The organism is Streptomyces sp. S.PNR 29, assembly GCF_030386795.1.
Classification (GTDB): domain Bacteria; phylum Actinomycetota; class Actinomycetes; order Streptomycetales; family Streptomycetaceae; genus Streptomyces.
Genome location: NZ_JANUQM010000002.1, coordinates 509,219 through 533,517 on the forward strand (window position 1 = coordinate 509,219; position 24,299 = coordinate 533,517).

Here is a 24,299-nt window from a genome sequence, read left to right on the forward strand (position 1 = left end):
GCTTTCCGCAGCCGTACGGCAGGGCCCGCCGCCGGTGGGGACCTCCGGCGGGACGTACTCCCACGGCCTGGCGGGGTGAGCGGAGCGATGCCCAGCAGCCGCACCGGCCGCCCCCCAATCCCGCGTGCCCCCAAGCGCCCCGCCCCCTCCGTGGCCCCGCGCGAGAACCCGGTCCTCGGGCTGTACACGCGCGCACGGAAAGCCTGGGACCGGCCGCTGACCGCCTACTACCTGATCTTCGGTGGCTCCCTGCTGATCACCGTGCTCGGCCTGGTGATGGTCTACTCGGCCTCCCAGATCACGGCGCTGCAGCTGTCGCTGCCGGGGTCGTACTTCTTCCGCAAGCAGTTCCTGGCGGCCGTGATCGGCGCCGGGCTGCTCTTCCTGGCCTCCCGCATGCCGGTGAAACTGCACCGGGCGCTGGCCTACCCGATCCTCGCCGGCGCCGTCTTCCTGATGGCCCTGGTGCAGATTCCGGGGATAGGGGTGGCGGTCAACGGCAACCAGAACTGGATCTCCCTCGGCGGCTCCTTCCAGATCCAGCCCAGTGAGTTCGGCAAGCTCGCCCTCGTGCTGTGGGGTGCCGACCTGCTCGCCCGCAAGCAGGACAAGAAGCTGCTGACCCAGTGGAAGCACATGCTGGTGCCGCTCGTGCCCGTCGCCTTCATGCTGCTCGGGCTGATCATGCTCGGCGGCGACATGGGGACGGCGATCATCCTGACGGCGATCCTGTTCGGCCTGCTGTGGCTGGCGGGAGCGCCCACGCGGCTGTTCGCCGGGGTGCTGTCGATCGCCGCCCTGCTCGGACTGATCCTGATCAAGACCAGTCCGAACCGCATGGCCCGCCTGCAGTGCCTCGGCGCCACCGAACCCCAGTCGGGACCGGTCGACTGCTGGCAGGCCGTGCACGGGATCTACGCGCTCGCCTCCGGCGGACTGTTCGGGTCGGGCCTCGGTGCGAGTGTGGAAAAATGGGGCCAACTCCCCGAAGCCCACACCGACTTCATCTTCGCCGTCACCGGTGAGGAACTGGGCCTGGCGGGGACGCTGTCGGTGCTGGCCCTCTTCGCGGCTCTAGGCTATGCGGGTATCCGCGTGGCCGGACGCACGGAGGACCCCTTCGTGAGGTATGCCGCGGGAGGCGTGACCACCTGGATCACGGCCCAGGCCGTGATCAACATCGGTGCGGTGCTCGGTCTGCTGCCGATCGCCGGAGTCCCCCTCCCGCTGTTCTCCTACGGAGGGTCCGCCCTGCTGCCGACCATGTTCGCCATCGGGCTGCTGATCGCCTTCGCGCGTGACGAGCCCGCTGCGCGGGCGGCGCTTGCGATGCGGCAACCTCGCTTTGGTAGAAAGCGGGGGGCTGGGGGTTCTGCGTCCAATCGCAGTCCCCGGAGATGGAACACGATGCGACGGCGCGCCTCGGCGGCGCGCACGTCCGGAGAGCGGTGAATTTCGGTGCATGTCGTCCTCGCCGGTGGAGGGACCGCCGGCCACATCGAGCCCGCGCTCGCCCTCGCGGACGCCCTGCGCAGGCAGGACCCGTCGGTGGGAATCACGGCCCTGGGTACGGAACGCGGACTGGAGACCCGGCTCGTGCCCGAGCGCGGCTACGAGCTCGCGCTGATCCCCGCGGTGCCGCTGCCGCGCAAGCCCACCCCCGAGCTGATCACCGTCCCGGGCCGGCTGCGCGGCACGATCAAGGCGACCGAGCAGATCCTGGAGCGCACCAGGGCGGACGTGGTGGTCGGCTTCGGCGGCTACGTCGCCCTGCCCGGCTACCTCGCGGCCAAGCGGCTCGGCGTCCCGATCGTCATCCACGAGGCCAACGCCCGCCCCGGACTGGCCAACAAGATCGGCTCGCGGTACGCCAGCCAGGTCGCCGTCTCCACGCCGGACAGCAAGCTGCGTGGCGCCCGCTACATCGGCATCCCGCTGCGCCGCTCCATCGCCACCCTCGACCGGGCCGCCGTGCGCCCCGAGGCCCGCGCCCTGTTCGGCCTCGACCCCAACCTGCCCACCCTGCTGGTCTCCGGCGGCTCGCAGGGTGCCCGCCGCCTCAACGAGGTGGTCCAGCAGGTCGCCCCCTGGCTCCAGCAGGCCGGGATCCAGATCCTGCACGCGGTCGGTCCGAAGAACGAACTGCCGCAGGTGCACCAGATGCCGGGAATGCCCCCGTACATCCCGGTAAGTTACCTGGACCGGATGGACCTCGCGTACGCCGCGGCGGACATGATGCTCTGCCGCGCGGGCGCGATGACCGTCGCCGAACTCTCCGCCGTCGGACTCCCGGCCGCCTACGTCCCGCTGCCCATCGGCAACGGCGAACAGCGGCTCAACGCCCAGCCGGTGGTCAAGGCCGGCGGCGGCCTGCTGGTCGACGACGCGGACCTCACCCCCGAGTGGGTGCAGCAGAACGTCCTGCCCGTGCTCGCCGACCCGCACCGGTTGTACGAGATGTCCCGCGCCGCCGGTGAGTTCGGCCGCCGGGACGCCGACGACCTGCTCGTCGGCATGGTGTACGAGGCGATCGCCGCCCACCGTGCACACCGGTAGGAACCGAATTTCCAGGTAGGCGGAAGGCAGGGAGCGTGGCCGGACCGACCACCGCCGAGCGCGGTGAACGCCAGCAGGAGTCGTCCGGCCCGCCGCCCGTACGGCGGCTGCGGGTGAGGCGCCTTCGTGTGATCGTCATCCTGGCCCTCGCCCTCGTCTTCCTCGGCATCCCGACGCTCTGGCTGTTCTACGGCTCGAACTGGCTGCGTGCGGAACGCGTGACCGTCTCCGGCACTCGCGTCCTGACGCCCGCTCAGGTGCGCGAGGCCGCCGACGTGCCCCTCGGAGAGCCGCTGATTTCCGTCGACACCGAGGGGATCGAGGCACGACTGCGCCGGAAATTGCCCCGAATTGACGCGGTTGACGTGGTCCGTTCCTGGCCTCATGGAATCGGGCTGAAAGTGACCGAGCGGACTCCGGTTCTGATTGTCCAAAAGGGCGGAAAGTTCGTGGAAGTGGACGACGAGGGCGTCCGTTTCGCTACGGTTTCCCGAGCCCCGAAGGGCGTGCCGGTACTTGAGTTGACGACGTCTCGGTCCGGTTCGGCCGCCGCCAGCCTGCGGCGCTTCGGCGAAGGCCGGCTGGTGCGCGAGGCGGTGCGGGTCGCCGGGCGGATTCCGGACGCGGTCGCGCGTGACACACGGGTCGTCAAGGTCCGTTCCTACGACGACATCTCGCTGGAGTTGAGCGGTGGCCGGACCGTGGTGTGGGGGAGCAGCGAGAAGAGCGGACAGAAGGCCCGCGCGCTGACCGCGCTGATGAAAGCCGCGCAGGGTGCGCGGCACTTCGACGTCAGCGTTCCCACGGCCCCCGCGTCAGCGGGGAGTTGACGCACATCAGCGCAGGCCAGCACCCTGGTTGGGCAGCGCTACGGCTGATCACATAGGGTGAAAAGAAAAACGGGAGGTTCGGCGTGTTCGTTGAACGTGCGCCACTTGTCGACTTAGTGTCCTGTTCAGAAGACTCCAGGGAACAGACACACTGGTAACCCTAAACTTCAACGTTAGGGTTCGGGTCGGCGAAACGGACCGTCCCATTCGGCATCAGTCGTCGGATCGCGGCAAGGCCGCGAGGCGGCGACACGTAACTCGAGGCGAGAGGCCTTCGACGTGGCAGCACCGCAGAACTACCTCGCAGTCATCAAAGTCATCGGTGTCGGCGGCGGTGGTGTCAATGCCATCAACCGGATGATCGAGGTCGGTCTCAAGGGCGTCGAGTTCATCGCCATCAACACCGACGCGCAAGCTCTGTTGATGAGCGACGCCGACGTCAAGCTGGACGTCGGCCGCGAACTCACCCGCGGACTCGGCGCCGGAGCCAACCCGGCCGTGGGCCGCAAGGCCGCCGAGGACCACCGCGAGGAGATCGAGGAGGTCCTCAAGGGGGCCGACATGGTCTTCGTGACAGCCGGTGAAGGCGGCGGCACCGGCACCGGCGGCGCGCCCGTCGTGGCCAACATCGCACGCTCGCTGGGTGCCCTCACCATCGGTGTGGTCACGCGCCCGTTCACCTTCGAGGGACGGCGCCGCGCCAACCAGGCCGAGGACGGCATCGCCGAGCTCCGCGACGAGGTCGACACCCTCATCGTCATTCCGAACGACCGGCTGCTGTCCATCTCGGACCGCCAGGTATCGGTGCTCGACGCCTTCAAGTCGGCCGACCAGGTCCTCCTCTCCGGTGTCCAGGGCATCACCGACCTCATCACCACCCCCGGCCTCATCAACCTCGACTTCGCCGACGTCAAGTCGGTCATGTCCGAGGCCGGCTCGGCCCTGATGGGTATCGGCTCGGCACGCGGCGACGACCGCGCGGTGGCCGCGGCCGAGATGGCGATCTCCTCGCCGCTGCTGGAGGCGTCCATCGACGGCGCCCGGGGCGTGCTGCTCTCCATCTCCGGCGGCTCCGACCTCGGCCTGTTCGAGATCAATGAGGCCGCCCAGCTGGTGAGCGAGGCCGCCCACCCCGAGGCCAACATCATCTTCGGCGCGGTGATCGACGACGCCCTCGGCGACGAGGTCCGGGTCACCGTGATCGCGGCCGGCTTCGACGGGGGCCAGCCGCCCGCCAAGCGGGACAACGTCCTGGGCTCGTCCTCGGCCAAGCGCGAGGAGCCCACTCCGGTACGGCAGCCCGAGAGCCGTCCGTCCTTCGGCTCGCTCGGCAGCGTCAAGCCCAAGGAGGAGCCCGAGCCCGCTCCCGAGCCGGTGAACGACCTGCCGCCGGTCGCCCCGCCGCCGGTGCCGCCGTCCCGGGCCTACTCGGACAGCGCGGCGGAGGAACTGGACGTGCCGGACTTCCTTAAGTGATGCTCCTGACGTGATAGCACAGCGCGACATCGTGAACGGCGCGCACTTCGCCTTCACCGACCGGTGGGGCGGGGTGAGCGCCGTTCCGTACGAGGAGCTCAATCTCGGCGGGGCGGTCGGTGACGACCCCGAGGCCGTGCGGACCAACCGCGAGCTGGCCGCCAAGTCCCTGGGGCTCGACCCGGCCCGGGTGGTCTGGATGAACCAGGTGCACGGGGCCGACGTGGCGGTGGTGGACGCGCCCTGGGGCGAGCGTCCGGTGCCGGAGGTCGACGCGCTCGTCACGGCGGAGCGGGGTCTCGCCCTCGCGGTGCTCACCGCCGACTGCACGCCCCTCTTGCTCGCCGACCCCGTCGCGGGGATCGCCGCCGCGGCCCACGCGGGCCGGCCGGGCATGGTGGCCGGCGTCGTCCCCGCCGCCGTACGGGCCATGATCCGACTCGGCGCCGAGCCCGGGCGGATCGTCGCCCGCACCGGACCCGCCGTCTGCGGGCGGTGCTATGAGGTGCCGGAGGCGATGCGCGCCGAGGTGGCCGCCGTGGAGCCGGCGGCGTACGCCGAGACGAGCTGGGGTACTCCGGCGGTCGATGTGAGCGCCGGGGTGCACGCGCAGCTTGAGCGCCTCGGGGTGCGCGACCGGGCGCAGTCGCCGGTGTGCACGCTGGAATCGGGCGACCACTTCTCGTACCGCCGCGACCGCGCCACCGGGCGGCTCGCGGGATATGTCTGGCTGGACTGATGGGCATGACGGACCGCAAGGACGAACTCGCCGCGAATCTGGCGAAGGTGGAGGAGCGCATCGCCGCCGCGTGCGCGGCCGCGGGGCGCCCGCGCGAGGAAGTGACCCTGATCGTGGTCACCAAGACCTATCCCGCCAGTGACGTGCGGATGCTCGCGGAACTCGGTGTGCGCCATGTCGCCGAGAACCGTGACCAGGACGCGGCACCGAAGGCGGCGGCATGTGCGGATCTGCCCCTTACTTGGCACTTTGTTGGTCAACTCCAGACCAACAAAGTGCGATCGGTGGTCGGTTACGCGGATCTCGTGCAGTCCGTCGATCGTTCCAAGCTCGTCACGGTTCTCTCGAAGGAGGCCGTGCGGGCCGGGCGTGAGGTGGGATGTCTCATCCAGGTCGCGCTCGACGCGGACGAGAGCGGACGAGGGGAGCGGGGAGGTGTAGGACCCGAGGGAATCGAAGAGTTGGCCGACCTCATCGACGGGGCTCCGGGACTGCGGCTCGGTGGACTGATGACCGTCGCTCCGCTCACCGGGGAGTACGCGGGGCGTCAACGGGCGGCGTTCGAGCGGCTCGTGGATTTGTCGTCCGACCTGCGCCGGGCGCATCCGGCTGCGAACATGGTCTCGGCAGGGATGAGCGCGGATCTCGAACAGGCCGTGGCCGCCGGAGCGACACATGTACGCGTCGGCACCGCGGTACTCGGAGTCCGCGCCAGGCTCGGGTAACGTCGCCAAGAAGTCGGACCACAGCAGAAAATATGGTCATTACCGTCGAAAGGCGGACATAAGGGCCACGTGGATCGCGGGCACTTGGCAGTCGTCAGTCGATCCACCACAGAGCGGAGGACTCAGAGCATGGCCGGCGCGATGCGCAAGATGGCGGTCTACCTCGGCCTCGTGGAGGACGATGGGTACGACGGCCGGGGGTTCGACCCCGATGACGACTTCGAGCCCGAACTGGACCCGGAGCCCGAGCGGGACCATCGACGGCATGAGCCGTCCCTGCAGTCACACGGCTCACACCAGTCCCAAAGGGACGAAGAGGTGAGAGTCGTGCAGCCGCCCGCGCCCCGTGAACCGGTGCCCCGCTCCGCTTCGCTTCCCGCGGAATCCGGACGCCCGGCGCGCATCGCGCCCGTGGCATCCATCACACAAGAACGCGCAAGTCTGGAGAAGAGCGCACCGGTCATCATGCCCAAGGTCGTGTCGGAACGAGAGCCCTACCGAATCACTACGCTTCACCCCCGGACCTACAACGAGGCCCGTACCATCGGGGAACACTTCCGTGAAGGCACCCCGGTGATCATGAATTTGACTGAGATGGATGACACAGATGCGAAGCGACTTGTCGACTTTGCGGCTGGTTTGGTGTTTGGTCTTCACGGCAGTATCGAGCGGGTGACGCAGAAGGTGTTCCTGTTGTCGCCTGCTAACGTCGATGTCACGGCGGAGGACAAGGCCCGCATCGCAGAGGGCGGGTTCTTCAACCAGAGCTGAGACGCACCACCGGAAACAGCAGTACCGAACAGGGCACATGGGGAGAGGTAAGCACAGGTCATGAGCGTGGTCCTGGATGTCGTCTACATCGCGCTGATGTGCTTCCTCATCGTGCTCATCTTCCGGCTGGTCATGGATTACGTCTTCCAGTTCGCCCGCTCGTGGCAACCCGGCAAGGCGATGGTGGTCGTTCTCGAGGCCACCTACACTGTCACCGATCCACCGTTGAAGCTCTTGCGGCGGGTCATCCCGCCGCTGCGTCTCGGGGGCGTGGCGCTCGACCTGTCCTTCTTCGTACTGATGATCATCGTCTACATCCTGATCTCGATCGTGAGCCGGCTGTGAGCGATGAGAGAGACACGGGCTTGCCGAATGCCGACGACTACGTTGAGGTGAAGAGATGCCGTTGACCCCCGAGGACGTGCGGAACAAGCAGTTCACGACCGTCCGCCTCCGAGAAGGCTATGACGAGGACGAGGTCGATGCCTTCCTCGACGAGGTCGAAGCCGAACTGACCCGCCTGCTCCGCGAGAACGAGGACCTGCGCGCCAAGCTGGCCGCGGCCACGCGCGCTGCTGCCCAGAACCAGCAGAACATGCGCAAGCCTCCGGAGCAGCAGGACCAGCAGCAGGGCATGCCTCAGCAGGGCATGCGAGGTCCCGGCGCTCCGGTGCCCGCCGGCATATCGGGCCCGCCGCAGCAGCAGATGGGTGGCCCCATGGGTGGCCCGCCCCAGCTGCCCAGCGGTGCTCCGCAGCTGCCCGCCGGTCCCGGCGGTCAGGGTGGCCCGCAGGGCCCCGGTCCGATGGGCCAGGGTCCTGGTCCGATGGGTCAGGGTCCGATGCAGGGCCAGATGGGTCCCGGCCCGATGGGCGGACCCATGGGCGGTCCCGGCCTTCCCGGCCAGGGTGGCGGCCCCGGCGGCGACAGCGCCGCCCGTGTCCTCTCGCTGGCCCAGCAGACCGCCGACCAGGCGATCGCCGAGGCCCGCTCCGAGGCGAACAAGATCGTCGGCGAGGCCCGTTCGCGTGCCGAGGGTCTTGAGCGTGACGCCCGTGCCAAGGCCGACGCCCTGGAGCGGGACGCGCAGGAGAAGCACCGCGTGGCCATGGGCTCCCTGGAGTCCGCCCGCGCCACGCTGGAGCGCAAGGTCGAGGACCTGCGCGGCTTCGAACGCGAGTACCGGACGCGGCTGAAGTCGTACCTGGAGTCGCAGCTGCGTCAGCTGGAGACCCAGGCCGACGACTCGCTCGCCCCGCCGCGCACGCCCGCGACGGCTTCCCTCCCGCCGTCCCCGGCGCCTTCCATGGCTCCGGCCGGCGCGAGTGCCCCGTCGTACGGCGGCAACCAGACGATGGGTGGCGGCCCTTCGCCGTCCGGACCGTCCTACGGCGGTCAGCAGCAGATGTCGCCGGCGATGACCCAGCCGATGGCGCCGGTCCGCCCGCAGGGCCCGTCGCCCATGGGGCAGGCTCCCTCGCCCATGCGTGGGTTCCTCATCGACGAGGACGACAACTGACAGGTTGTAGTACGGCGTAGGAATCGGCAGCGTTCAGGGCGGGGCTCCGGATTTTGGTCCGGGGCCCCGCCCTTCGCTGTGTGGTGCGGCGTGCCCGGCGCTGCGATGGCCGGGCAGGTCGAGCAGCCGCGCCGCGCCGGCTGCGGGAAGACGAGCGGGCCGCCGCAGGAGCGCGGGGTACGTTGCTCGCAGCGCTGGGGCGCGTAGCGCAGCTGGTCGTCGCGCCTCGACATCATCTGGGGCGACGCCGGTTCGAATCCGGCCCGCCCCGGCGTGTCAGCGACCGAAGGCCCGGCCCCCAGGATTCGCCCTGAGGGGTCGGGCCTTCGGCGTACGCCGTCGCCGTTACGCCTTGCGCAGGCGGAACGTGAGCGACAGGCCCTCGTCCGTGAACGGGGTGCCGTAGGTGTCGTCGGCCTCGCCCTCGGCGAAGTCCGTGGCCAGGACCTCGTCGGCGATCAGGGTCGCGTGGTCGGTCAGGGCCGCCACCGTCGCCGGATCGGTGGCCGTCCAGCGCAGGGCGATGCGGTCGGCGACGTCGAGACCGCTGTTCTTGCGGGCCTCCTGGATCAGGCGGATGGCGTCGCGGGCCAGGCCGGCGCGGCGGAGCTCCTCCGTGATCTCCAGGTCGAGGGCGACCGTCGCGCCCGAGTCCGAGGCGACCGACCAGCCCTCGCGGGGGGTCTCCGTGATGATCACCTCGTCCGGGGCCAGGGTGATCGTCTCACCGTCGACCTCCACCGACGCCGTGCCCTCGCGCAGCGCCAGGGACAGGGCGGCGGCGTCCGTGTTCGCGATCGCCTTCGCCACGTCCTGGACGCGCTTGCCGAACCGCTTGCCCAGCGCCCGGAAGTTGGCCTTCGCCGTGGTGTCGACCAGCGAACCGCCGACCTCGGAGAGGGACGCCAGGGACGTGACGTTCAGCTCCTCCGTGATCTGCGTGTGCAGCTCGGGGGAGAGAGCGTCGAAGCCCGCCGCCGCGACCAGGGCGCGGGACAGCGGCTGACGCGTCTTGACGCCCGACTCCGCGCGCGTGGCGCGACCCAGCTCCACCAGCCGGCGCACCAGCACCATCTGCTTCGACAGTTCCGGGTCGATGGCGGCGAGGTCCGCCTCCGGCCAGGAGGAGAGGTGCACCGACTCCGGGGCGCCCGGGGTCACCGGCACGACCAGGTCCTGCCAGACCCGCTCGGTGATGAACGGGGTGATCGGCGCCATCAGCTTGGTGACCGTCTCCAGGACCTCGTGCAGGGTGCGCAGCGCGGCCTTGTCGCCCTGCCAGAAGCGGCGCCGGGAGCGGCGTACGTACCAGTTGGACAGGTCGTCGACGAACGCGGACAGCAGCTTGCCGGCGCGCTGGGTGTCGTAGCCCTCCAGGGACTGGGTGACCTGGTCGGTCAGCGCGTGCAGTTCCGACAGCAGCCAGCGGTCCAGGAGCGGGCGGTCCGCCGGGGCCGGGTCGGCCTCGGACGGGGCCCAGCCGGACGTACGGGCGTACAGGGCCTGGAAGGCGACCGTGTTCCAGTACGTGAGGAGCGTCTTGCGGACGACCTCCTGGATGGTGCCGTGGCCGACCCGGCGGGCCGCCCACGGGGAGCCGCCGGCCGCCATGAACCAGCGGACGGCGTCCGCGCCGTGCTGGTCCATCAGCGGGATGGGCTGCAGGATGTTGCCCAGGTGCTTGGACATCTTGCGGCCGTCCTCGGCCAGGATGTGGCCGAGGCAGACGACGTTCTCGTACGACGTCTTGTCGAAGACGAGCGTGCCGACGGCCATCAGCGTGTAGAACCAGCCGCGGGTCTGGTCGATGGCCTCGCAGATGAACTGCGCCGGGTAGCGGGCCTCGAACAGCTCCTTGTTCTTGTACGGGTAGCCCCACTGCGCGAACGGCATCGAGCCCGAGTCGTACCAGGCGTCGATGACCTCCGGCACGCGCGTGGCCGTCTTCCGGCACTGCGGGCAGGCGAAGGTGACCTCGTCGATGTACGGGCGGTGCGGGTCGAGGCCCGACTGGTCGGTGCCGGTCAGCTCGCTCAGCTCGGTCAGGGAGCCGACGCAGGTGAGGTGGTCGTCCTCGCAGCGCCAGATCGGCAGCGGGGTGCCCCAGTAGCGGTTGCGGGACAGCGCCCAGTCGATGTTGTTGTTCAGCCAGTCGCCGTACCGGCCGTGCTTGACCGTCTCGGGGAACCAGTTGGTGTTCTCGTTCTCCGCGAGGAGGCGGTCCTTGATCGCCGTGGTGCGGATGTACCAGGACGGCTGCGCGTAGTAGAGGAGCGCGGTGTGGCAGCGCCAGCAGTGCGGGTAGCTGTGCTCGTACGGGATGTGCTTGAAGAGCAGTCCGCGGGCGCCGAGGTCCTCGGTGAGCTTCTCGTCCGCCTTCTTGAAGAAGACGCCTCCGACCAGCGGGACGTCCTCGGCGAAGGTGCCGTCCGGGCGGACGGGGTTCACGACGGGCAGGCCGTAGGCACGGCAGACCTTGAGGTCGTCCTCACCGAAGGCGGGGGACTGGTGGACCAGACCCGTACCGTCCTCGGTGGTGACGTACTCGGCGTTCACGACGAAGTGCGTGCCGCCCTCGGTCTCCGGGAACTCCACGAGCTCGAACGGGCGCTGGTACGTCCAGCGCTCCATCTCGGCACCCGTGAAGGTCTGGCCGGTGGGCTCCCAGCCCTCGCCGAGGGCCTTGGCGACGAGCGGCTCGGCGACGACGAGCTTCTCCTCGCCGTTGGTGGCGACGACGTAGGTGACCTCGGGGTGCGCGGCGACCGCGGTGTTGGAGACCAGCGTCCAGGGCGTGGTCGTCCACACCAGGAGCGCCGCCTCGCCGGCGAGCGGGCCGGAGGTGAGCGGGAAGCGGACGTACACGGAGGGGTCGACGACCGTCTCGTAGCCCTGGGCCAGCTCGTGGTCCGACAGGCCCGTGCCGCAGCGCGGGCACCAGGGGGCGACGCGGTGGTCCTGGACCAGCAGGTCCTTCTTGAAGATCTCCTTCAGCGACCACCAGACGGACTCGATGTACTCGGGCTCCATGGTGACGTACGCCTCGTCCAGGTCGACCCAGTAGCCCATGCGGGTCGTCAGCTCGGAGAAGGCGTCGGTGTGGCGGAGCACGGACTCGCGGCACTTGGCGTTGAACTCGGCGATGCCGTACGCCTCGATGTCCTTCTTGCCGCTGAAGCCGAGCTCCTTCTCCACCGCCAGCTCCACCGGGAGACCGTGGCAGTCCCAGCCGGCCTTGCGGGCCACGTGGTAGCCGCGCATGGTGCGGAAGCGGGGGAAGACGTCCTTGAAGACACGCGCCTCGATGTGGTGGGCGCCCGGCATGCCGTTGGCGGTGGGCGGGCCCTCGTAGAACACCCACTCGGGGCGGCCCTCGGACTGCTCCAGGCTCTTGGCGAAGATCTTCTGCTCGCGCCAGAAGTCGAGCACCGCGTGCTCGAGCGCGGGCAGGTCGACCTGGGCGGGCACCTGGCGGTACGTCGGCGTTGTCATCAGCGAGCTTCCTCCGGCGGACTTGCTGCCTTCCGTCCGGAGGGACGAGAGCCATGTCTTTCCCTGCGCCGCCTTCGGCGCGCTCCCGCGGTACCACCCTCCTTGGCCCGCCGACGCCCGGTGTGCGCCGGTGAGCCCCCTCATTGGGGTCGCGATGCCGGTTCTACTCGCCCCCGCTCTCGGGCCGGGGCTTTCTTCCGGCGGCTCCGGGGTGATCTTCACGTCGCGCTCGCCCCCGGGCTCACACCGTCCCCGGGTCGCTCTGGGCTGCCTACGCCGCTACTCGTCCCCATCCACGCTTTTCGCTCCGCCCAGTGTACGGCGCCGCGCCGACAGCGGCCGACCGGTTTTCGGGCCCCGGGGACCGGCAGTTCCGTATGGCGTGACATGACCCGAATGGTGCGGTACGCGTATTCGCATCCTGGGACGTGCGGTCCGGCGGCATACCCGGCGGGGAGCTGGGCACAACGCATGCAGGTCGCCGCGCGGCATCCGCGAGGCGGGCGAATCGGGCGGTGTGCCCCGTTGCCGCGGGACTCAAGTCGATTTATCGTCCCAGCACGATTCGCGAGCAAGATCACAATATGTGAAGGGGCCGCGACCATGGTGGCGAAGAAGACCGCCGTCCAGCAGCCGGCGTCCGGCAGATTCGCCGACGCCGCAGGCGGTGCGCTCGCCTCCGGCGGTGCCGCGGCCTCCGGCGGTGCGGCCAAGGGTGCGGGTGGGAAGGAGAGTGCGCAGGGAGCCGCCGCCAGGGGGAAGGGAACGGAAGGGGCGGCCGAGGCGGCGGCCGGGAAGGCGGTCGCGGACAGCAGGGTCAGGGGGAAGGGGGAGGTCGGAAAGGCGGCCACGGTGAAGGCGGGTACGACGGCCCCAGCGGTCAGGAAGGCGACCGCGTCGGGCGCGGGCGTCGAGGAGACGGTGAGGAAGAGGGCGGAAGCGGGCAGGGCGACCGCCGTGAAGGCGACTGCCGGGAAGACGGTTGCCACGGAGACGGCTGCCGGGAAGGCGGCTGCCAGGAAGACGACCGGCACGGAGTCGGCCGCCACTGAGGCGACTGCCAGGAAGACCGCTGTCAAGAAGTCGGCTGCCGGGAAGGGGGCTGCCGGGAAGGCGGCTGACGCGGAGGCGGCCGCTGTGAAGGGTGGCGCCCAGCAGGGTCGCGCCCAGCAGGGTCGCGCCCAGCAGGGCGGTGCCAAGCAGGGCGGTGCCAGGAAGACCGCCGGCAAGAGGGCGGCGGCTTCCACGGCGGCTTCTTCCAGGAAGGCGGTTGAGGAGGGGGTCCCCGAGGGAACGTTGGTTCCACCGACGGCGACCGGCAAGAGGGCGGTGGCGGAGAAGGCAGGCGACAAGAAGGCAGCGGGCCAGAAGGCAGGGGGCCAGAAGGCAGGGATCAAGAAGGCGGCGGACCAGGCGCCCGCGGTCCAGGCCACCTCGGCCCGGAAGGCAGCGGCGGGGGAGACCGTGGCCGAAGAAACTCCGGCCACGAAGGCCGCCGGCACGAAGGCCGCCGGCACGAAGGCCGCCGGCACGAAGGCCGCCGGTACGAAGGCCGCCGCCAAGAAGGCCGGCGAGAAGGCGGTGGCCAAGAGGGCCGCCAAGAAGGCCACGAAACAGGCGGCCGCCAAGACGGGGGCCACCAAGAAGGCGGCCACCAAGCCGGAGGCCACCAAGACGGATGTGAGCAGGACGGTGGCCACCAAGAAGGCGGCCGCCAAGAAGGCCACGAAGGAGGTCGCCACCAAGAGCCCGGTGGTCGAGAAGTCGGCCACGAAGAAGCCGGCCGCCAAGAAGGCGGTGGCGAAGAGGGGCGCCGGTTCCGAGGGAGCCGTCGAGGTGGGTGGTGCGGTGGAGGACACCGGCGGGAAGGGCGCGGGCAGGAAGAGCGGTACCAGGACCCGCGCGGTCAGGAAGAGCACGGCCAAGAAGGTGGGCGCGGCGCAGGCCGCGGAGCAGACGGGAGCCACGACAGTGGTTGCGAAGAAGACTCCTGGCACGGCCACGGCGGCGCAGACCGCCGTTCCGAAGGCACGGCTCGCCGCGGCGGAGCCGGGTGAGCTCGCGGTGCGCCCCGGCGAGGACCCCTGGACCCCGGAAGAGGTCGAGGAGGCCCGCGGCGAGCTGCAGTCCGAGGAGACACGGCTGCGGGAGGAGATCACGTCGTCGGAGCGGTCGCTGGCCGGTCTGATGCGGGACTCCGGGGACGGCGCGGGCGACGACCAGGCCGACACCGGCACCAAGAACATCACGCGCGAGCACGAGATGGCGCTCGCCGCCAACGCGCGCGAGATGCTCATCCAGACGGAACGCGCCCTGGAACGCCTCGACGCGGGCACCTACGGCCTGTGCGAAAACTGCGGCAACCCCATCGGCAAGGCCCGCATGCAGGCCTTCCCGAGGGCCACCCTGTGCGTGGAGTGCAAGCAGAAGCAGGAACGCCGGTACTGATCACCTCGGTCCCATCAGGCGTGCCGTACCCTCGTCCTCAGTCAGGTACCTAGGCTGAGGGACTCACGTGGCAGAGGCGGAGCGCATCATCGGTACGCCGGACACCCCGGACGCGGCGCGGAACGGGCAGCACCCCGAGGAGGGCGCGGCCCAGCGGCCCCGGGGCAAGCGCCGGATCGCCGTCCTGTTCGCGGTGGCCGCCTTCGCGTACGCTCTCGACCTGGTCAGCAAGATGATCGTGGTCGCCAAGCTGGAGCACCACCCGCCGATCGAGATCGTCGGCGACTGGCTGAGGTTCGAGGCGATCCGCAACGCGGGAGCGGCCTTCGGCTTCGGTGAGGCCTTCACCGTGATCTTCACGGTGATCGCGGCGGTCGTGATCGTGGTGATCGCCCGCCTCGCGCGCAAGCTCTACAGCCTGCCCTGGGCGATCGCGCTGGGCCTGCTGCTCGGCGGGGCGCTCGGCAACCTCACCGACCGGATCTTCCGCTCGCCCGGCGTCTTCGAGGGCGCGGTCGTGGACTTCATCGCGCCCAAGCACTTCGCGGTCTTCAACCTCGCCGACTCGGCGATCGTGTGCGGCGGCATCCTGATCGTGCTGCTGTCCTTCAAGGGCCTCGACCCGGACGGCACCGTTCACAAGGACTGAGCCGGCGGGGAGTTGTCCACAGGCTCCGTACGGGGCTGTCGGACCCGTCCGGCATACTCGACGGGTGAGCACGATTCCCGAGATCCGTACCCTGCCCGTGCCCGACGGCCTGGAGGGCGAGCGCGTCGACGCCGCCATCTCCCGCATGTTCGGCTTCTCCCGCACCAAGGCGGCCGAACTCGCCGCAGCGGGGAAGGTCACGGTGGACGGGTCGGTGGTCGGCAAGTCCGAGCGCGTGCGCGGCGGTGCCTGGCTCGAGGTGGAGATGCCGCAGGCGCCCGCACCGGTGCAGGTGGTCGCCGAGCCGGTCGAGGGCATGGAGATCGTGCACGACGACGACGACGTGGTCGTGATCGTCAAGCCCGTCGGTGTGGCCGCGCACCCCTCGCCCGGCTGGACCGGACCGACGGTCATCGGCGGCCTGGCCGCGGCCGGCTACCGCATCTCGACCTCCGGCGCCGCCGAGCGCCAGGGCATCGTCCACCGCCTCGACGTCGGCACGTCCGGGCTGATGGTGGTGGCCAAGTCGGAGTACGCGTACACCTCCCTCAAGCGCCAGTTCAAGGAGCGCACGGTCGACAAGCGCTACCACACGCTCGTCCAGGGCCACCCCGACCCGACCAGCGGCACCATCGACGCGCCGATCGGCCGCCACCCGAACCACGACTACAAGTGGGCGGTCACGGCCGAGGGCAAGCCGTCCGTCACGCACTACGACCTCATCGAGGCCTTCCGCGCGGCCTCGCTGCTCGACGTGAAGCTGGAGACCGGCCGCACCCACCAGATCCGCGTCCACATGGCCGCCCACCGCCACCCCTGCGTCGGCGACCTGACGTACGGCGCCGACCCGACCCTCGCCAAGCGCCTCGGCCTGGCCCGCCAGTGGCTGCACGCCGTACGCCTCGGCTTCGAGCACCCCGGCGACGGGCAGTGGGTGGAGTTCGCGTGCGACTACCCGGAGGACCTGCAGAAGGCCCTGGACCAGGTGCGGGAGGAGACCTACGCATGAGCGTTCCGTCGTACGTGGTGCGCGTCGCCGAGGACCCCGCCGACCGCGAGGCGTGCTTCGCGGTGCGCAAGGATGTCTTCGTCGCCGAGCAGGGGGTCCCGGAGGACCTGGAGTACGACGCGTACGACGCCGACGCCGTGCACGTCCTGGCGGTCCGGGAGGACGGCGTGCCGCTCGGCACCGGGCGGCTGCTGTACGGTGCGGCGGCCGCGGCGAAGACCGCCGGTGACCCGTCGGCGGGGTCGCTCGGGCGGCTCGCCGTGACCAGGGCCGCCCGCGGACGGGGCGTCGGGGCCGCGCTGGTGCGCGCCATCGAGGACGCGGCACGCGCGCGTGGTCTCCGGGCGGTCGACCTGCACGCGCAGACGCATGCGCTGGAGTTCTACGAGCGGCTCGGCTACGAGGTGTACGGGGCCGAGTTCCCGGAAGCGGGGATACCGCACCGGGCGATGCGGAAGGTTCTGTAGCGGCCGGTGTCTTCGGGGCAGGTGAGGGAAGAGGGACATGGCAGGCCTGAGGCCTGCTGTGTGAACGTCCCGACCCGGAGCGCTGACCGTGGATCAGTTGGCCCTGCTGTTCATGTTGTTGCTCGGGGCCCTGGTGAGTGTCCCGATCGGGGACCGGCTGGGGCTGCCGGCGCCGGTGCTGATGACGATCCTCGGGATCGTCCTGGCGCTGCTCGACTTCGTGCCCAACGTCAACGTTCCACCTGACCTCATCCTGCCCCTGCTGCTGCCGCCGTTGCTGTACGCGGCGGTGCGGCGGACGTCCTGGCGGCAGTTCGCGGCCAACAAGAGGCCGATCTTCCTGCTGGCGGTCGCGCTGGTGTTCGTCACCATGGTGTCCGTCGCCGCCGTGGCGCACGCCATCGTGCCGGGGCTGCCGGTCGCCGCCGCCCTGGCGCTCGGGGCGCTGGTCGCGCCGCCCGACCCGGTCGCCGCTACCGCCGTCGCCGGGCAGCTCGGCCTGCCGCGGCGGCTGGTGTCCATCCTGGAGGGCGAGGGGCTGTTCAACGACGTGACGGCCATCGTCCTGTACCACGTGGCGATCGCCGCCGCGGTCAGCGGCACCTTCTCGCCGTGGAAGGCGGGACTGGACCTGGTGCTGTCCGCCGTCGTCGCCGTCGCGGCCGGGGTCGCGCTCGGCTGGGGCGCCAACAAGGTGCTGGACCTGCTGGAGGACGCGACCCTGCAGGTCGGGCTGACGCTGCTGGTGCCGTACGCCTCATACGTCCTGGCCGAGGAACTGCACGGCTCCGGCGTGCTCGCCGTCCTCACCACGGCGCTGTTCCTCGCCGAGTACGCCACCGACCCCGACGACGTGATGACACGGCTCGCCGGGCACACCTTCTGGAACGTCGTCGACACGCTCGTCACCGGAGTCGCGTTCGGGCTGATCGGGCTGGAACTGCACAACGCCATCCGGACGGCGTCCGGGCGGTGGGGCGAGTTGCTCGGCTGGGCGGCGGCGGTCGTGGGCGTGGTCGTCCTCGTACGGCTGCTGTGGCTGCTGCCCGCGACCTGGCTGACCCAGCGGCTGCACGCGCAACGGGACCGTGACGAGGACATCCCGATGAGCTGGCGGGAGACCGTCGTCATGTGGTGGTCCGGGATGCGCGGGGTCGCGTCGGTGGCGTTGGCGCTGGCGATTCCGCTGGAGACGGACGACGGCGGGTCCTTCCCCGGCCGGGACGAGATGGTGTTCATCGCCTTCGGAGTGATCATGGCGACCCTGGTGCTCCAGGGGCTCACCCTGCCGTGGCTGGTGAGGCGGCTCGATGTGCAGGCCGACACCGAGCGCGAGAAGGCGTTCGAGAAGGAGCTGGCCGTGCGGGCGGCCAAGGCGGCGAAGCGGAGGCTGCGGGAGATCGAGGCGGCCGAGGACCTGCCGGAGGAACTGTCCGAGCAGATGCTGCGCAGGGCCTTCGACATCGGCGTGCGGATCAGCCCCGAGATCGGGGACGACGAACGGCGGGAGGCGCACCAGCACCGGGTGGGGCGGCTGAAGCGGATCCGGCGCATCCAGGGCGAGATGCTGAGCGCGGCACGGCACGAGGTGCTGGCGGCGCGCAGCGAGGCGGGGGCTGACCCGGAGATCGTGGACCGGGTGCTGCGCCATCTCGACGTGCGCAGTATGCGGTGATACCTCCGCAGCCGTCCCAGGACGTCGTAGGGTCTGATCATGACTCGCAACGTCGTGATCAGTGGTGGTGGTACGGGAATCGGGCTGGCCGCGGCACACGCGTTCGCCGGGGACGGGGATCGCGTGCTGCTGGTCGGGCGACGGGCCGAGGTGCTGGAAGAGGCCGGTGTGCCCGGAGCCCTCACCTACGCGGCGGACCTCAGCAGGCCGCGCAGCGTCCGCGGTCTTGAGCGGTTCGTGGCCGCCGAGTTCGGCACCGTGGACGTGCTGATCCACAGTGCCGGAGGCGCCGGATACCTGGAACCCAAGGTGGACAGCGAGGAGCCGCTCGATGTGGTCCTGCACGACTGGACCCTCAACTTCGGGCTCAACACCCTCACCGCCGTGCTGCTCACCGAGGCCCTGAAGGACCGGCTCGCGGACCCCGGCGGGCGGGTGCTGTTCCTCAGCTCCATCGCCGCCTACCGGGGGACGGGCAGAGGGGCGTACGCGGCGTCCAAGGCCGCGCTGCATCCGTACGCCCATGCGCTGGCGCGGCAGTTGGGGCCGCGTGGCGTCACCGTGAACGTGGTCGCGCCGGGTTACATCGAGGACACCGAGTTCTTCGGGGACGCGATGACCGAGGAACGGCGGGCCCAGCGCATCGCCGAGACCCTGGACGGGCGGGCCGGGACGCCCGGGGACGTCGCCGCCACCCTGCACTGGCTCGCCTCCCACGCGGCCGGCCACATCACCTCGCAGATCATCCAGGTCAACGGCGGCGCCGAACGCGGCCACTGACCGCCGTCAGCGCTCCGGCCGGGACGCCCCGTGGTAACGGCGCTGGCCGGGCACGCCGTCCGGTGAGATGCGGGCGCCGTCACGGCTCGGCGGCAGGACCGCGTCAGCCGTGTTGACGCGGGGCAGGGCGTAGGGGTGCTCGTCGGCGAGCCAGCGGATCATCTGCTCGCGGACCTTGACCCGTACCGTCCACAGGTCGTCCGCGTCCTTCGCCGTGACCAGGGCCCGCACCTGCATGGTGTTCGGGGTGGTGTCGGTGACGTCCAGGCCGTAGGCGCGGCCGTCCCAGGCGGGGCACTCGCGCAGGATGTCGCGGAGCTTCTCGCGCATTGTCTCCACCGGCGCCGTGTGGTCCACGTGCCAGAAGACGATGCCGGTCATCTGCGGGGTGCCGCGCGACCAGTTCTCGAACGGCTTGGACGTGAAGTACGACACGGGCATCGTGATCCGGCGCTCGTCCCAGGTGCGCACGGTCAGGAAGGTCAGGGTGATCTCCTCGACCGTGCCCCACTCGCCGTCCACCACCACCGTGTCGCCGATGCGCACCATGTCGCCGAAGGCGATCTGCAGCCCGGCGAACAGGTTGCTGAGCGTGGACTGGGCGGCGACACCGGCGACGATGCCGAGGATGCCGGCCGAGGCCAGCAGTGAGGCGCCCGCCGCGCGGAACGCCGGGAAGGTCAGCAGCATCGCCGCGACGGCCACCACGCCGACGATCGCGGAGACCACCCGCATGATCAGCGTCACCTGGGTGCGTACCCGGCGGACCCGGGCGGCGTCCCGGTGGGCGCGGGCATAGCGGGTGTACGTCGTCTCGACCACCGCGGCGGCGATCCGGATCACCAGCCAGGCCGCCGATCCGATCAGCACCAGCGTCAGCGTCCGGCCGATGCCGGCCTGGTGGCTCTCCAGCAGCCGCGCCTGGTCGTACGACCCTCTCAGCAGCGCCGCGCACAGCACCAACTGGTAGGGGATGCGGCCACGGCGCAGCAGACCCCACAGCGGGGTCTCGTGGTGCCGTTCGTCGGCCTTGCGCAGCAGGAGGTCGGTGGCCCAGCCGATCACCAGCGTGATCACGACCGAGCCGCCGACCACGATCAGCGGGCGAATCACGTCGTCCATGCCTCCGAACCTAACCGGCCCGACAAGGGCATGAACATGTGACTTCGCGGACGTTCCGGGTACTGCCACGATCCTGCGTTGTCATACCCGGCTGGCACCATGGCCTCATGAACATCATGCTCTTTCACTCGACCCATGGCCTCAGGCCCGCGGTGCGCCAGGCCGCGGACCGGCTGCGTGACGCCGGGCACCAGGTGTGGACGCCGGACCTCTTTCAGGGACGGACGTTCGACACGGTCGAGGAGGGCATGGCCCACCAGGACGAGATCGGCAAGGACGAGCTGCTGAAGCGGGCCGTCCTGGCCGCCGCACCCTACTCGGAGCGGGGGCTGGTGTACGCCGGGTTCTCGCTCGGCGCCTCCATCGCGCAGACCCTCGCCCTCGGCGACGACAAGGCGCGCGGGCTGCTCCTGCTGCACGGCACCTCGGACCTCGCCCCGGACGTCTCCGTGGACGACCTGCCCGTCCAGCTGCACGTCGCCGAGCCGGACCCGTTCGAGACGGACGACTGGCTCAGCGCCTGGTATCTGCAGATGGGCCGCGCCGGCGCCGACGTCGAGGTCTACAGATACGCCGGGGCCGGCCACCTGTACACCGACCCCGACCTGCCGGACTACGACGAGGAGGCCGCCGAGGCCACCTGGCGGGTGGCGCTCGGCTTCCTGGAGTCGCTTCAGACCGGGTCGTAGGTGCGCTCGACCTTCTGGGTTCCGCTGCGCGTGCGGTAGGAACGGGCCCAGGTGGAGGTCGCGTCGCGCCGCGTGCGGTCGGACAGGACGTAGTAGTCCATCTGCGCGCGGTCGGCGGTGAGGTCCAGCACGCCGTAACCGTGGCGGTCGGTGTCGACCCAGTGGACGTGCCGGTTGGCGGCGCGGATCACCGGCGCGGCGACCGCGGAGACCGTGCCCTCGGGGACCTTCACGATGTCGTCGAGGTTGTCGGACGTCACCGAGGTGACGACGAACTCCGTGGCGGCCGAGGCGGACAGCGGGTAGGTCCCCGCGTCGTACGGCACGTCGTTGGCCCAGGCCATGTGGATGTCGCCGGTCAGGAACACCGTGTTGCGGATCGCGTGGGCGCGCAGATGGGCCAGCAGCTCGCGGCGGTCGTCGGTATAGCCGTCCCACTGGTCGGTGTTGAGGGCGAGGCCCTCCTGCGGCAGCCCGAGCAGCTTGGCCAGCGGCCTCAGCAGATCGGCGGAGAGCGATCCGATCGCGAACGGCGAGATCATCACCGAGTTGCCGACCAGCCGCCAGGTGGTGTCGGACGCCTTCAGTCCGGCCTTCAGCCAGTCGAGCTGGGCACGGCCGGTGATCGTACGGTTCGGGTCGTCGACCGAGCCGTTGCCGACGGAGACCTGCTGCGAGCGGAAGGAGCGCAGGTCGAGCAGCGAGAGGTCGGCGAGCTTGCCGAAGCGCAGGCGGCGGTAGGTGGTGCCCGCGACCGCCGGGCGCACCGGCATCCACTCGAAGTAGGCCTGCTTGGCGGCGGCCTGGCGGGCGGACCAGGTGCCTTCCGTGCCCTCGGTGTGGTTCTCGGCGCCGCCGGACCAGGCGTCGTTGGCCATTTCGTGGTCGTCCCAGATCGCGATCACCGGGGCTGCCGCGTGAAGGGCTTGCAGGTCCGGGTCGGTCTTGTAACGGCCGTGCCGGGTGCGGTAGTCGGCGAGGGTGAGGATCTCGTGGGTGGGCGCGTGCGGTCGGACGACGGTGCCGCGCGTGCCGTACTGGCCGGTGCCGTACTCGTAGATGTAGTCGCCCAGGTGCAGCCAGGCGTCCAGGTCGCCGCGGGCCGCGAGATGGCGGTACGCGGCGAAGTAGCCGCCCTCCCAGTTGGCGCAGGAGACCACGCCGAAGCGCAGGCCCGTGACGGCCGCGTCGGTCGCGGGGGCGGTACGGGTGCGGGCGACGGGGGAGTCGGTGCCGCCGGCGGAGAAGCGGAACCAGTAGTCGGTGGCGGGTTCCAGGCCGCGGATGTCCGCCTTGACGGTGTGGTCGGAGGCTGCCGTCGCGGTGACCGAGCCCTTGGCGACGATGGTGGTGAACGCCCTGTCCTTGGCGACGATCCAGCCGACCTCGGTGTCCGGACCGGCTCCGGAGCCGGGTATGGCCTCGGGGGTCGGCGTCACACGGGTCCACAGCAGGATGCCGTCGGGCAGCGGATCGCCGGATGCCACTCCGTGCAGGAAGGCGGGGGCGTCGGCGGCGGCGCGGGCGGGCAGCGCGGCGGTGAGCGGGCCGGCCAGGGCGGCGGTGGCGGCCGCGGCCTTGACGACCGTACGGCGGCGCGGCTGGGGCGAGTTGGCTTCGTGGGCGCTCTCGGATGATCTGAGTCTACGAGTCACGGCCGATCAGGTTACTGATCGGTACAGGCGAAGAGCGGGCGAACCGGCAAAAGTTCGCCCGCTCTTCCCCTCGCGGTCGGCTCAGCCCTTCAGAGCCGGTTCGATGACCGAGTTGAAGTCCTCCACCGTCATGGGCGGGTTCCCGCCGGAGGCGGTGAGCGTCTTGCCGTCCATCTTCAGGGTCGGGGTGCCCTGCACGCCGCTGTCGTCGAACTTGGCCGACATCTCCAGCGCCCACTTGTCGTAGGTGCCGTTCTTCACGGCGTTCTGGAACTCCTTGTTGTTCTTCAGGGCCGATACGGTGTTGGCCACCTTGATCAGGTAGGCGTCGTCCTTGAACTTGTCGTCGGACTCCTCGGGGTGCCACTTCGCCGAGTACAGCGCGTACTTGTACTCCAGGAAGGCCTCGGGGCCGACGTTCAGCGCGGCGCCCAGGGCGCTGAGGGCGTTCTTGGAGCCCTCACCGTTGTCGCTCTTGTCGATGAACGTGGCGCCGATGTACTGGATCTTGAACTTTCCGTCCTCGATGTCCTTCTCGACGGTCTTGCCGACGGTCTGCTCGAACTGGGCGCAGACCGGGCAGCGCGGGTCCTCGTACAGCTCCAGGGTCTTCTTGGCGCTCGACTTGCCGATGACGACGGTCGTGCCGTTCTTGCCGCTGGTGTTGGCGGGCTTCACGAGCTTGTCGTCCTTCGCGGCCTCCCACGCGGAGGGCTTGTTGGCCTGCATGACCGCGTAGCCGATGCCGCCGGCTATGGCCAGGACGCCGACGATGGAACAGGCGACGATGATCTGGCGCTTGACCTTGGCGCGCTTGGCCTCGCGCTCGCGCTCCTGGCGCAGGCGCTCACGGGCCGCCGTCTTCGCCGACTGGCTGTTCCGCTTGCTCATGTTGGTGATCTCCATGGGGGACGCGCACACGTCGTGTGCGGGGTGGGTAAGGGGGACTGCTGGTGCTCAGGTGCTTGCCGGTCGGATGAGAGCGGCCGAGCACGGCGGTCCACGCCGTCCCAGGGAGTACGCGAGGATCCGGTCGCGTGCGGTGGTCGTACGGTGGCCGGCGCGCGGCAGGGGGCGCGCGGGGCCCGGCCGGCGGACCGTCACCGCCGCGACCGCCAGCAGCAGCGGCCGGAACGTGGTCGCGGCCACCGCCCGCAGCAGCTGGGCCAGCGCCCGCTCGCCGCGGCGCAGCCAGGCGGCGGCGAGGAGGCCGACGCCGATGTGCGCCCCGAGCAGCAGCCAGGCCGTGGCCGGTTCGGCGTGGGCGAGCAGGGCCGCGAGCCGCTCCCCGCCGGTGCCGGTGCCGGTCACCTGGGCCAGCGGTGCGCCCACGCTGGTGCCGTCGCCGCACAGCACGTCGAAGCCGACGGAGCGCAGCGGGCCGGCGACCGGGCCGCCCGCCCTGCCGTAGCAGACGTGCTGGCCGGTGGTGAAGACCGTGTCGGCGGCCAGCTCCAGCGGGATCAGCAGGGCGGCGATCCGCCCGAAGCTCCGCTCCCGGCCCGCCAGGCAGTACGCGAGGAGGAACACGGCGGCGGCGATCGCGGCCACCGTGTTCAGCGGCAGCGGGACCCCGGACAGCAGGACGTGCGACGCGGTGCTGAGCGTCACGACGAGTGCCGTGAACAGCGCCGCGCGTACGGCTCTGAGCTGGGTCCCGGATATGTCCATAGCGAGAGAAGAGTCTGGCACGCGGT

21 protein-coding genes are annotated in these 24,299 nt (G+C 70.5%); 16 read left to right on the top strand and 5 right to left on the bottom strand.

Going from position 1 to position 24,299, the window contains the following annotated elements; translation table 11 throughout:
* The first annotated feature begins 87 nt into the window (after positions 1–87).
* The 9 genes from ftsW (at position 88) to NW895_RS07015 (ending at position 8,616) form a co-directional block, all read left to right on the top strand.
* The gene (gene ftsW / locus NW895_RS06975; RefSeq protein WP_289934437.1) at positions 88–1,452 is read left to right on the top strand and encodes a putative lipid II flippase FtsW; all 1,365 of its coding nucleotides are present in this window, start codon (positions 88–90) and stop codon (positions 1,450–1,452) included.
* A 6-nt stretch (positions 1,453–1,458) separates the two neighbouring features.
* Positions 1,459–2,556 carry an undecaprenyldiphospho-muramoylpentapeptide beta-N-acetylglucosaminyltransferase gene (gene murG, locus NW895_RS06980; protein ID WP_289934438.1) on the top strand — a complete coding sequence of 366 codons (1,098 nt, stop codon included), beginning with the start codon at positions 1,459–1,461 and terminating at the stop codon, positions 2,554–2,556.
* A 35-nt stretch (positions 2,557–2,591) separates the two neighbouring features.
* The gene (gene ftsQ, locus NW895_RS06985) at positions 2,592–3,386 is read left to right on the top strand and encodes a cell division protein FtsQ (protein ID WP_289934439.1); all 795 of its coding nucleotides are present in this window, start codon (positions 2,592–2,594) and stop codon (positions 3,384–3,386) included.
* A 279-nt stretch (positions 3,387–3,665) separates the two neighbouring features.
* Complete coding sequence (ftsZ, locus tag NW895_RS06990; protein ID WP_289934440.1) at positions 3,666–4,862, top strand: cell division protein FtsZ; 1,197 nt, start codon at positions 3,666–3,668, stop codon at positions 4,860–4,862.
* Positions 4,863–4,872: 10 nt separating this feature from the next.
* Positions 4,873–5,601: a peptidoglycan editing factor PgeF gene (gene pgeF, locus NW895_RS06995; RefSeq protein ID WP_289934441.1), complete on the top strand. Its 729-nt coding sequence runs from the start codon at positions 4,873–4,875 to the stop codon at positions 5,599–5,601.
* Positions 5,602–5,606: 5 nt separating this feature from the next.
* Complete coding sequence (locus NW895_RS07000; RefSeq protein WP_289934442.1) at positions 5,607–6,326, top strand: YggS family pyridoxal phosphate-dependent enzyme; 720 nt, start codon at positions 5,607–5,609, stop codon at positions 6,324–6,326.
* A 129-nt stretch (positions 6,327–6,455) separates the two neighbouring features.
* Entirely contained in the window at positions 6,456–7,097 is a 642-nt protein-coding gene (sepF, locus tag NW895_RS07005) for a cell division protein SepF (RefSeq protein ID WP_289934443.1), read from the top strand.
* A 60-nt stretch (positions 7,098–7,157) separates the two neighbouring features.
* On the top strand, positions 7,158–7,442 hold the full coding sequence (locus tag NW895_RS07010; protein ID WP_030248691.1) for a YggT family protein: 285 nt from the start codon (positions 7,158–7,160) through the stop codon (positions 7,440–7,442).
* Between the two features lie 55 nt (positions 7,443–7,497).
* The gene (locus NW895_RS07015; protein WP_289934444.1) at positions 7,498–8,616 is read left to right on the top strand and encodes a DivIVA domain-containing protein; all 1,119 of its coding nucleotides are present in this window, start codon (positions 7,498–7,500) and stop codon (positions 8,614–8,616) included.
* A gap of 345 nt (positions 8,617–8,961) precedes the next feature.
* Here NW895_RS07015 and ileS read toward each other — a convergent pair whose 3' ends face one another.
* Positions 8,962–12,108, bottom strand: a complete 3,147-nt coding sequence (gene ileS / locus NW895_RS07020) for an isoleucine--tRNA ligase (RefSeq protein WP_289934445.1) — start codon at positions 12,106–12,108, stop codon at positions 8,962–8,964.
* A 603-nt stretch (positions 12,109–12,711) separates the two neighbouring features.
* Between ileS and NW895_RS41160 the strand changes: the two genes are divergently transcribed.
* From NW895_RS41160 to NW895_RS07050, 6 genes are all read left to right on the top strand, one after another.
* Positions 12,712–14,556 (top strand): TraR/DksA C4-type zinc finger protein, encoded by a 1,845-nt coding sequence (locus NW895_RS41160; protein WP_354670074.1) that lies wholly within the window; start codon positions 12,712–12,714, stop codon positions 14,554–14,556.
* A gap of 67 nt (positions 14,557–14,623) precedes the next feature.
* Positions 14,624–15,205: a signal peptidase II gene (gene lspA, locus NW895_RS07030; protein WP_289934446.1), complete on the top strand. Its 582-nt coding sequence runs from the start codon at positions 14,624–14,626 to the stop codon at positions 15,203–15,205.
* Positions 15,206–15,269: 64 nt separating this feature from the next.
* Complete coding sequence (locus NW895_RS07035) at positions 15,270–16,214, top strand: RluA family pseudouridine synthase (protein WP_289934448.1); 945 nt, start codon at positions 15,270–15,272, stop codon at positions 16,212–16,214.
* Positions 16,211–16,681, top strand: coding sequence for a GNAT family N-acetyltransferase (locus tag NW895_RS07040; RefSeq protein WP_289934449.1), 471 nt, complete (start codon positions 16,211–16,213; stop codon positions 16,679–16,681). The genes NW895_RS07035 and NW895_RS07040 overlap by 4 nt, the downstream gene beginning before the upstream one ends.
* An 88-nt stretch (positions 16,682–16,769) precedes the next feature.
* Entirely contained in the window at positions 16,770–18,356 is a 1,587-nt protein-coding gene (locus NW895_RS07045; RefSeq protein ID WP_289934450.1) for a Na+/H+ antiporter, read from the top strand.
* Positions 18,357–18,395: 39 nt separating this feature from the next.
* Positions 18,396–19,136: an SDR family oxidoreductase gene (locus NW895_RS07050; RefSeq protein WP_289934451.1), complete on the top strand. Its 741-nt coding sequence runs from the start codon at positions 18,396–18,398 to the stop codon at positions 19,134–19,136.
* Positions 19,137–19,142: 6 nt separating this feature from the next.
* On the opposite strand, the gene NW895_RS07055 is transcribed toward NW895_RS07050, so the two are convergent.
* A complete protein-coding gene (locus tag NW895_RS07055) occupies positions 19,143–20,258 on the bottom strand; it encodes a mechanosensitive ion channel domain-containing protein (protein ID WP_289934452.1) in 1,116 nt (371 codons plus the stop codon).
* A 107-nt stretch (positions 20,259–20,365) separates the two neighbouring features.
* Here NW895_RS07055 and NW895_RS07060 point away from each other — a divergent pair, with 107 nt between their 5' ends.
* Positions 20,366–20,947 carry a dienelactone hydrolase family protein gene (locus tag NW895_RS07060; protein WP_289934453.1) on the top strand — a complete coding sequence of 194 codons (582 nt, stop codon included), beginning with the start codon at positions 20,366–20,368 and terminating at the stop codon, positions 20,945–20,947.
* On the opposite strand, the gene NW895_RS07065 is transcribed toward NW895_RS07060, so the two are convergent.
* From NW895_RS07065 to NW895_RS07075, 3 genes are all read right to left on the bottom strand, one after another.
* Positions 20,932–22,602, bottom strand: coding sequence for an alkaline phosphatase D family protein (locus tag NW895_RS07065; protein WP_289934454.1), 1,671 nt, complete (start codon positions 22,600–22,602; stop codon positions 20,932–20,934). The genes NW895_RS07060 and NW895_RS07065 overlap by 16 nt on opposite strands.
* A gap of 81 nt (positions 22,603–22,683) precedes the next feature.
* Positions 22,684–23,493 (bottom strand): DsbA family protein, encoded by an 810-nt coding sequence (locus tag NW895_RS07070; protein ID WP_289934455.1) that lies wholly within the window; start codon positions 23,491–23,493, stop codon positions 22,684–22,686.
* A 66-nt stretch (positions 23,494–23,559) separates the two neighbouring features.
* Entirely contained in the window at positions 23,560–24,273 is a 714-nt protein-coding gene (locus NW895_RS07075) for a hypothetical protein (RefSeq protein ID WP_289934456.1), read from the bottom strand.
* Positions 24,274–24,299 lie beyond the last annotated feature (26 nt).

Bases quoted from the DNA above. Each gene is read 5' to 3' on its own strand.
- NW895_RS07040 (WP_289934449.1), top strand. From the start codon at position 16,211: ATGAGCGTTCCGTCGTACGTGGTGCGCGTCGCCGAGGACCCCGCCGAC.
- NW895_RS07000 (WP_289934442.1), top strand. From the start codon at position 5,607: ATGACGGACCGCAAGGACGAACTCGCCGCGAATCTGGCGAAGGTGGAG.
- sepF (WP_289934443.1), top strand. From the start codon at position 6,456: ATGGCCGGCGCGATGCGCAAGATGGCGGTCTACCTCGGCCTCGTGGAG.
- NW895_RS07060 (WP_289934453.1), top strand. From the start codon at position 20,366: ATGAACATCATGCTCTTTCACTCGACCCATGGCCTCAGGCCCGCGGTG.
- NW895_RS07015 (WP_289934444.1), top strand. From the start codon at position 7,498: ATGCCGTTGACCCCCGAGGACGTGCGGAACAAGCAGTTCACGACCGTC.
- NW895_RS07050 (WP_289934451.1), top strand. From the start codon at position 18,396: ATGACTCGCAACGTCGTGATCAGTGGTGGTGGTACGGGAATCGGGCTG.
- NW895_RS07010 (WP_030248691.1), top strand. From the start codon at position 7,158: ATGAGCGTGGTCCTGGATGTCGTCTACATCGCGCTGATGTGCTTCCTC.
- NW895_RS41160 (WP_354670074.1), top strand. From the start codon at position 12,712: ATGGTGGCGAAGAAGACCGCCGTCCAGCAGCCGGCGTCCGGCAGATTC.
- NW895_RS07055 (WP_289934452.1), bottom strand. From the start codon at position 20,258: ATGGACGACGTGATTCGCCCGCTGATCGTGGTCGGCGGCTCGGTCGTG.
- NW895_RS07070 (WP_289934455.1), bottom strand. From the start codon at position 23,493: ATGAGCAAGCGGAACAGCCAGTCGGCGAAGACGGCGGCCCGTGAGCGC.
- ftsW (WP_289934437.1), top strand. From the start codon at position 88: ATGCCCAGCAGCCGCACCGGCCGCCCCCCAATCCCGCGTGCCCCCAAG.
- NW895_RS07075 (WP_289934456.1), bottom strand. From the start codon at position 24,273: ATGGACATATCCGGGACCCAGCTCAGAGCCGTACGCGCGGCGCTGTTC.
- ileS (WP_289934445.1), bottom strand. From the start codon at position 12,108: ATGACAACGCCGACGTACCGCCAGGTGCCCGCCCAGGTCGACCTGCCC.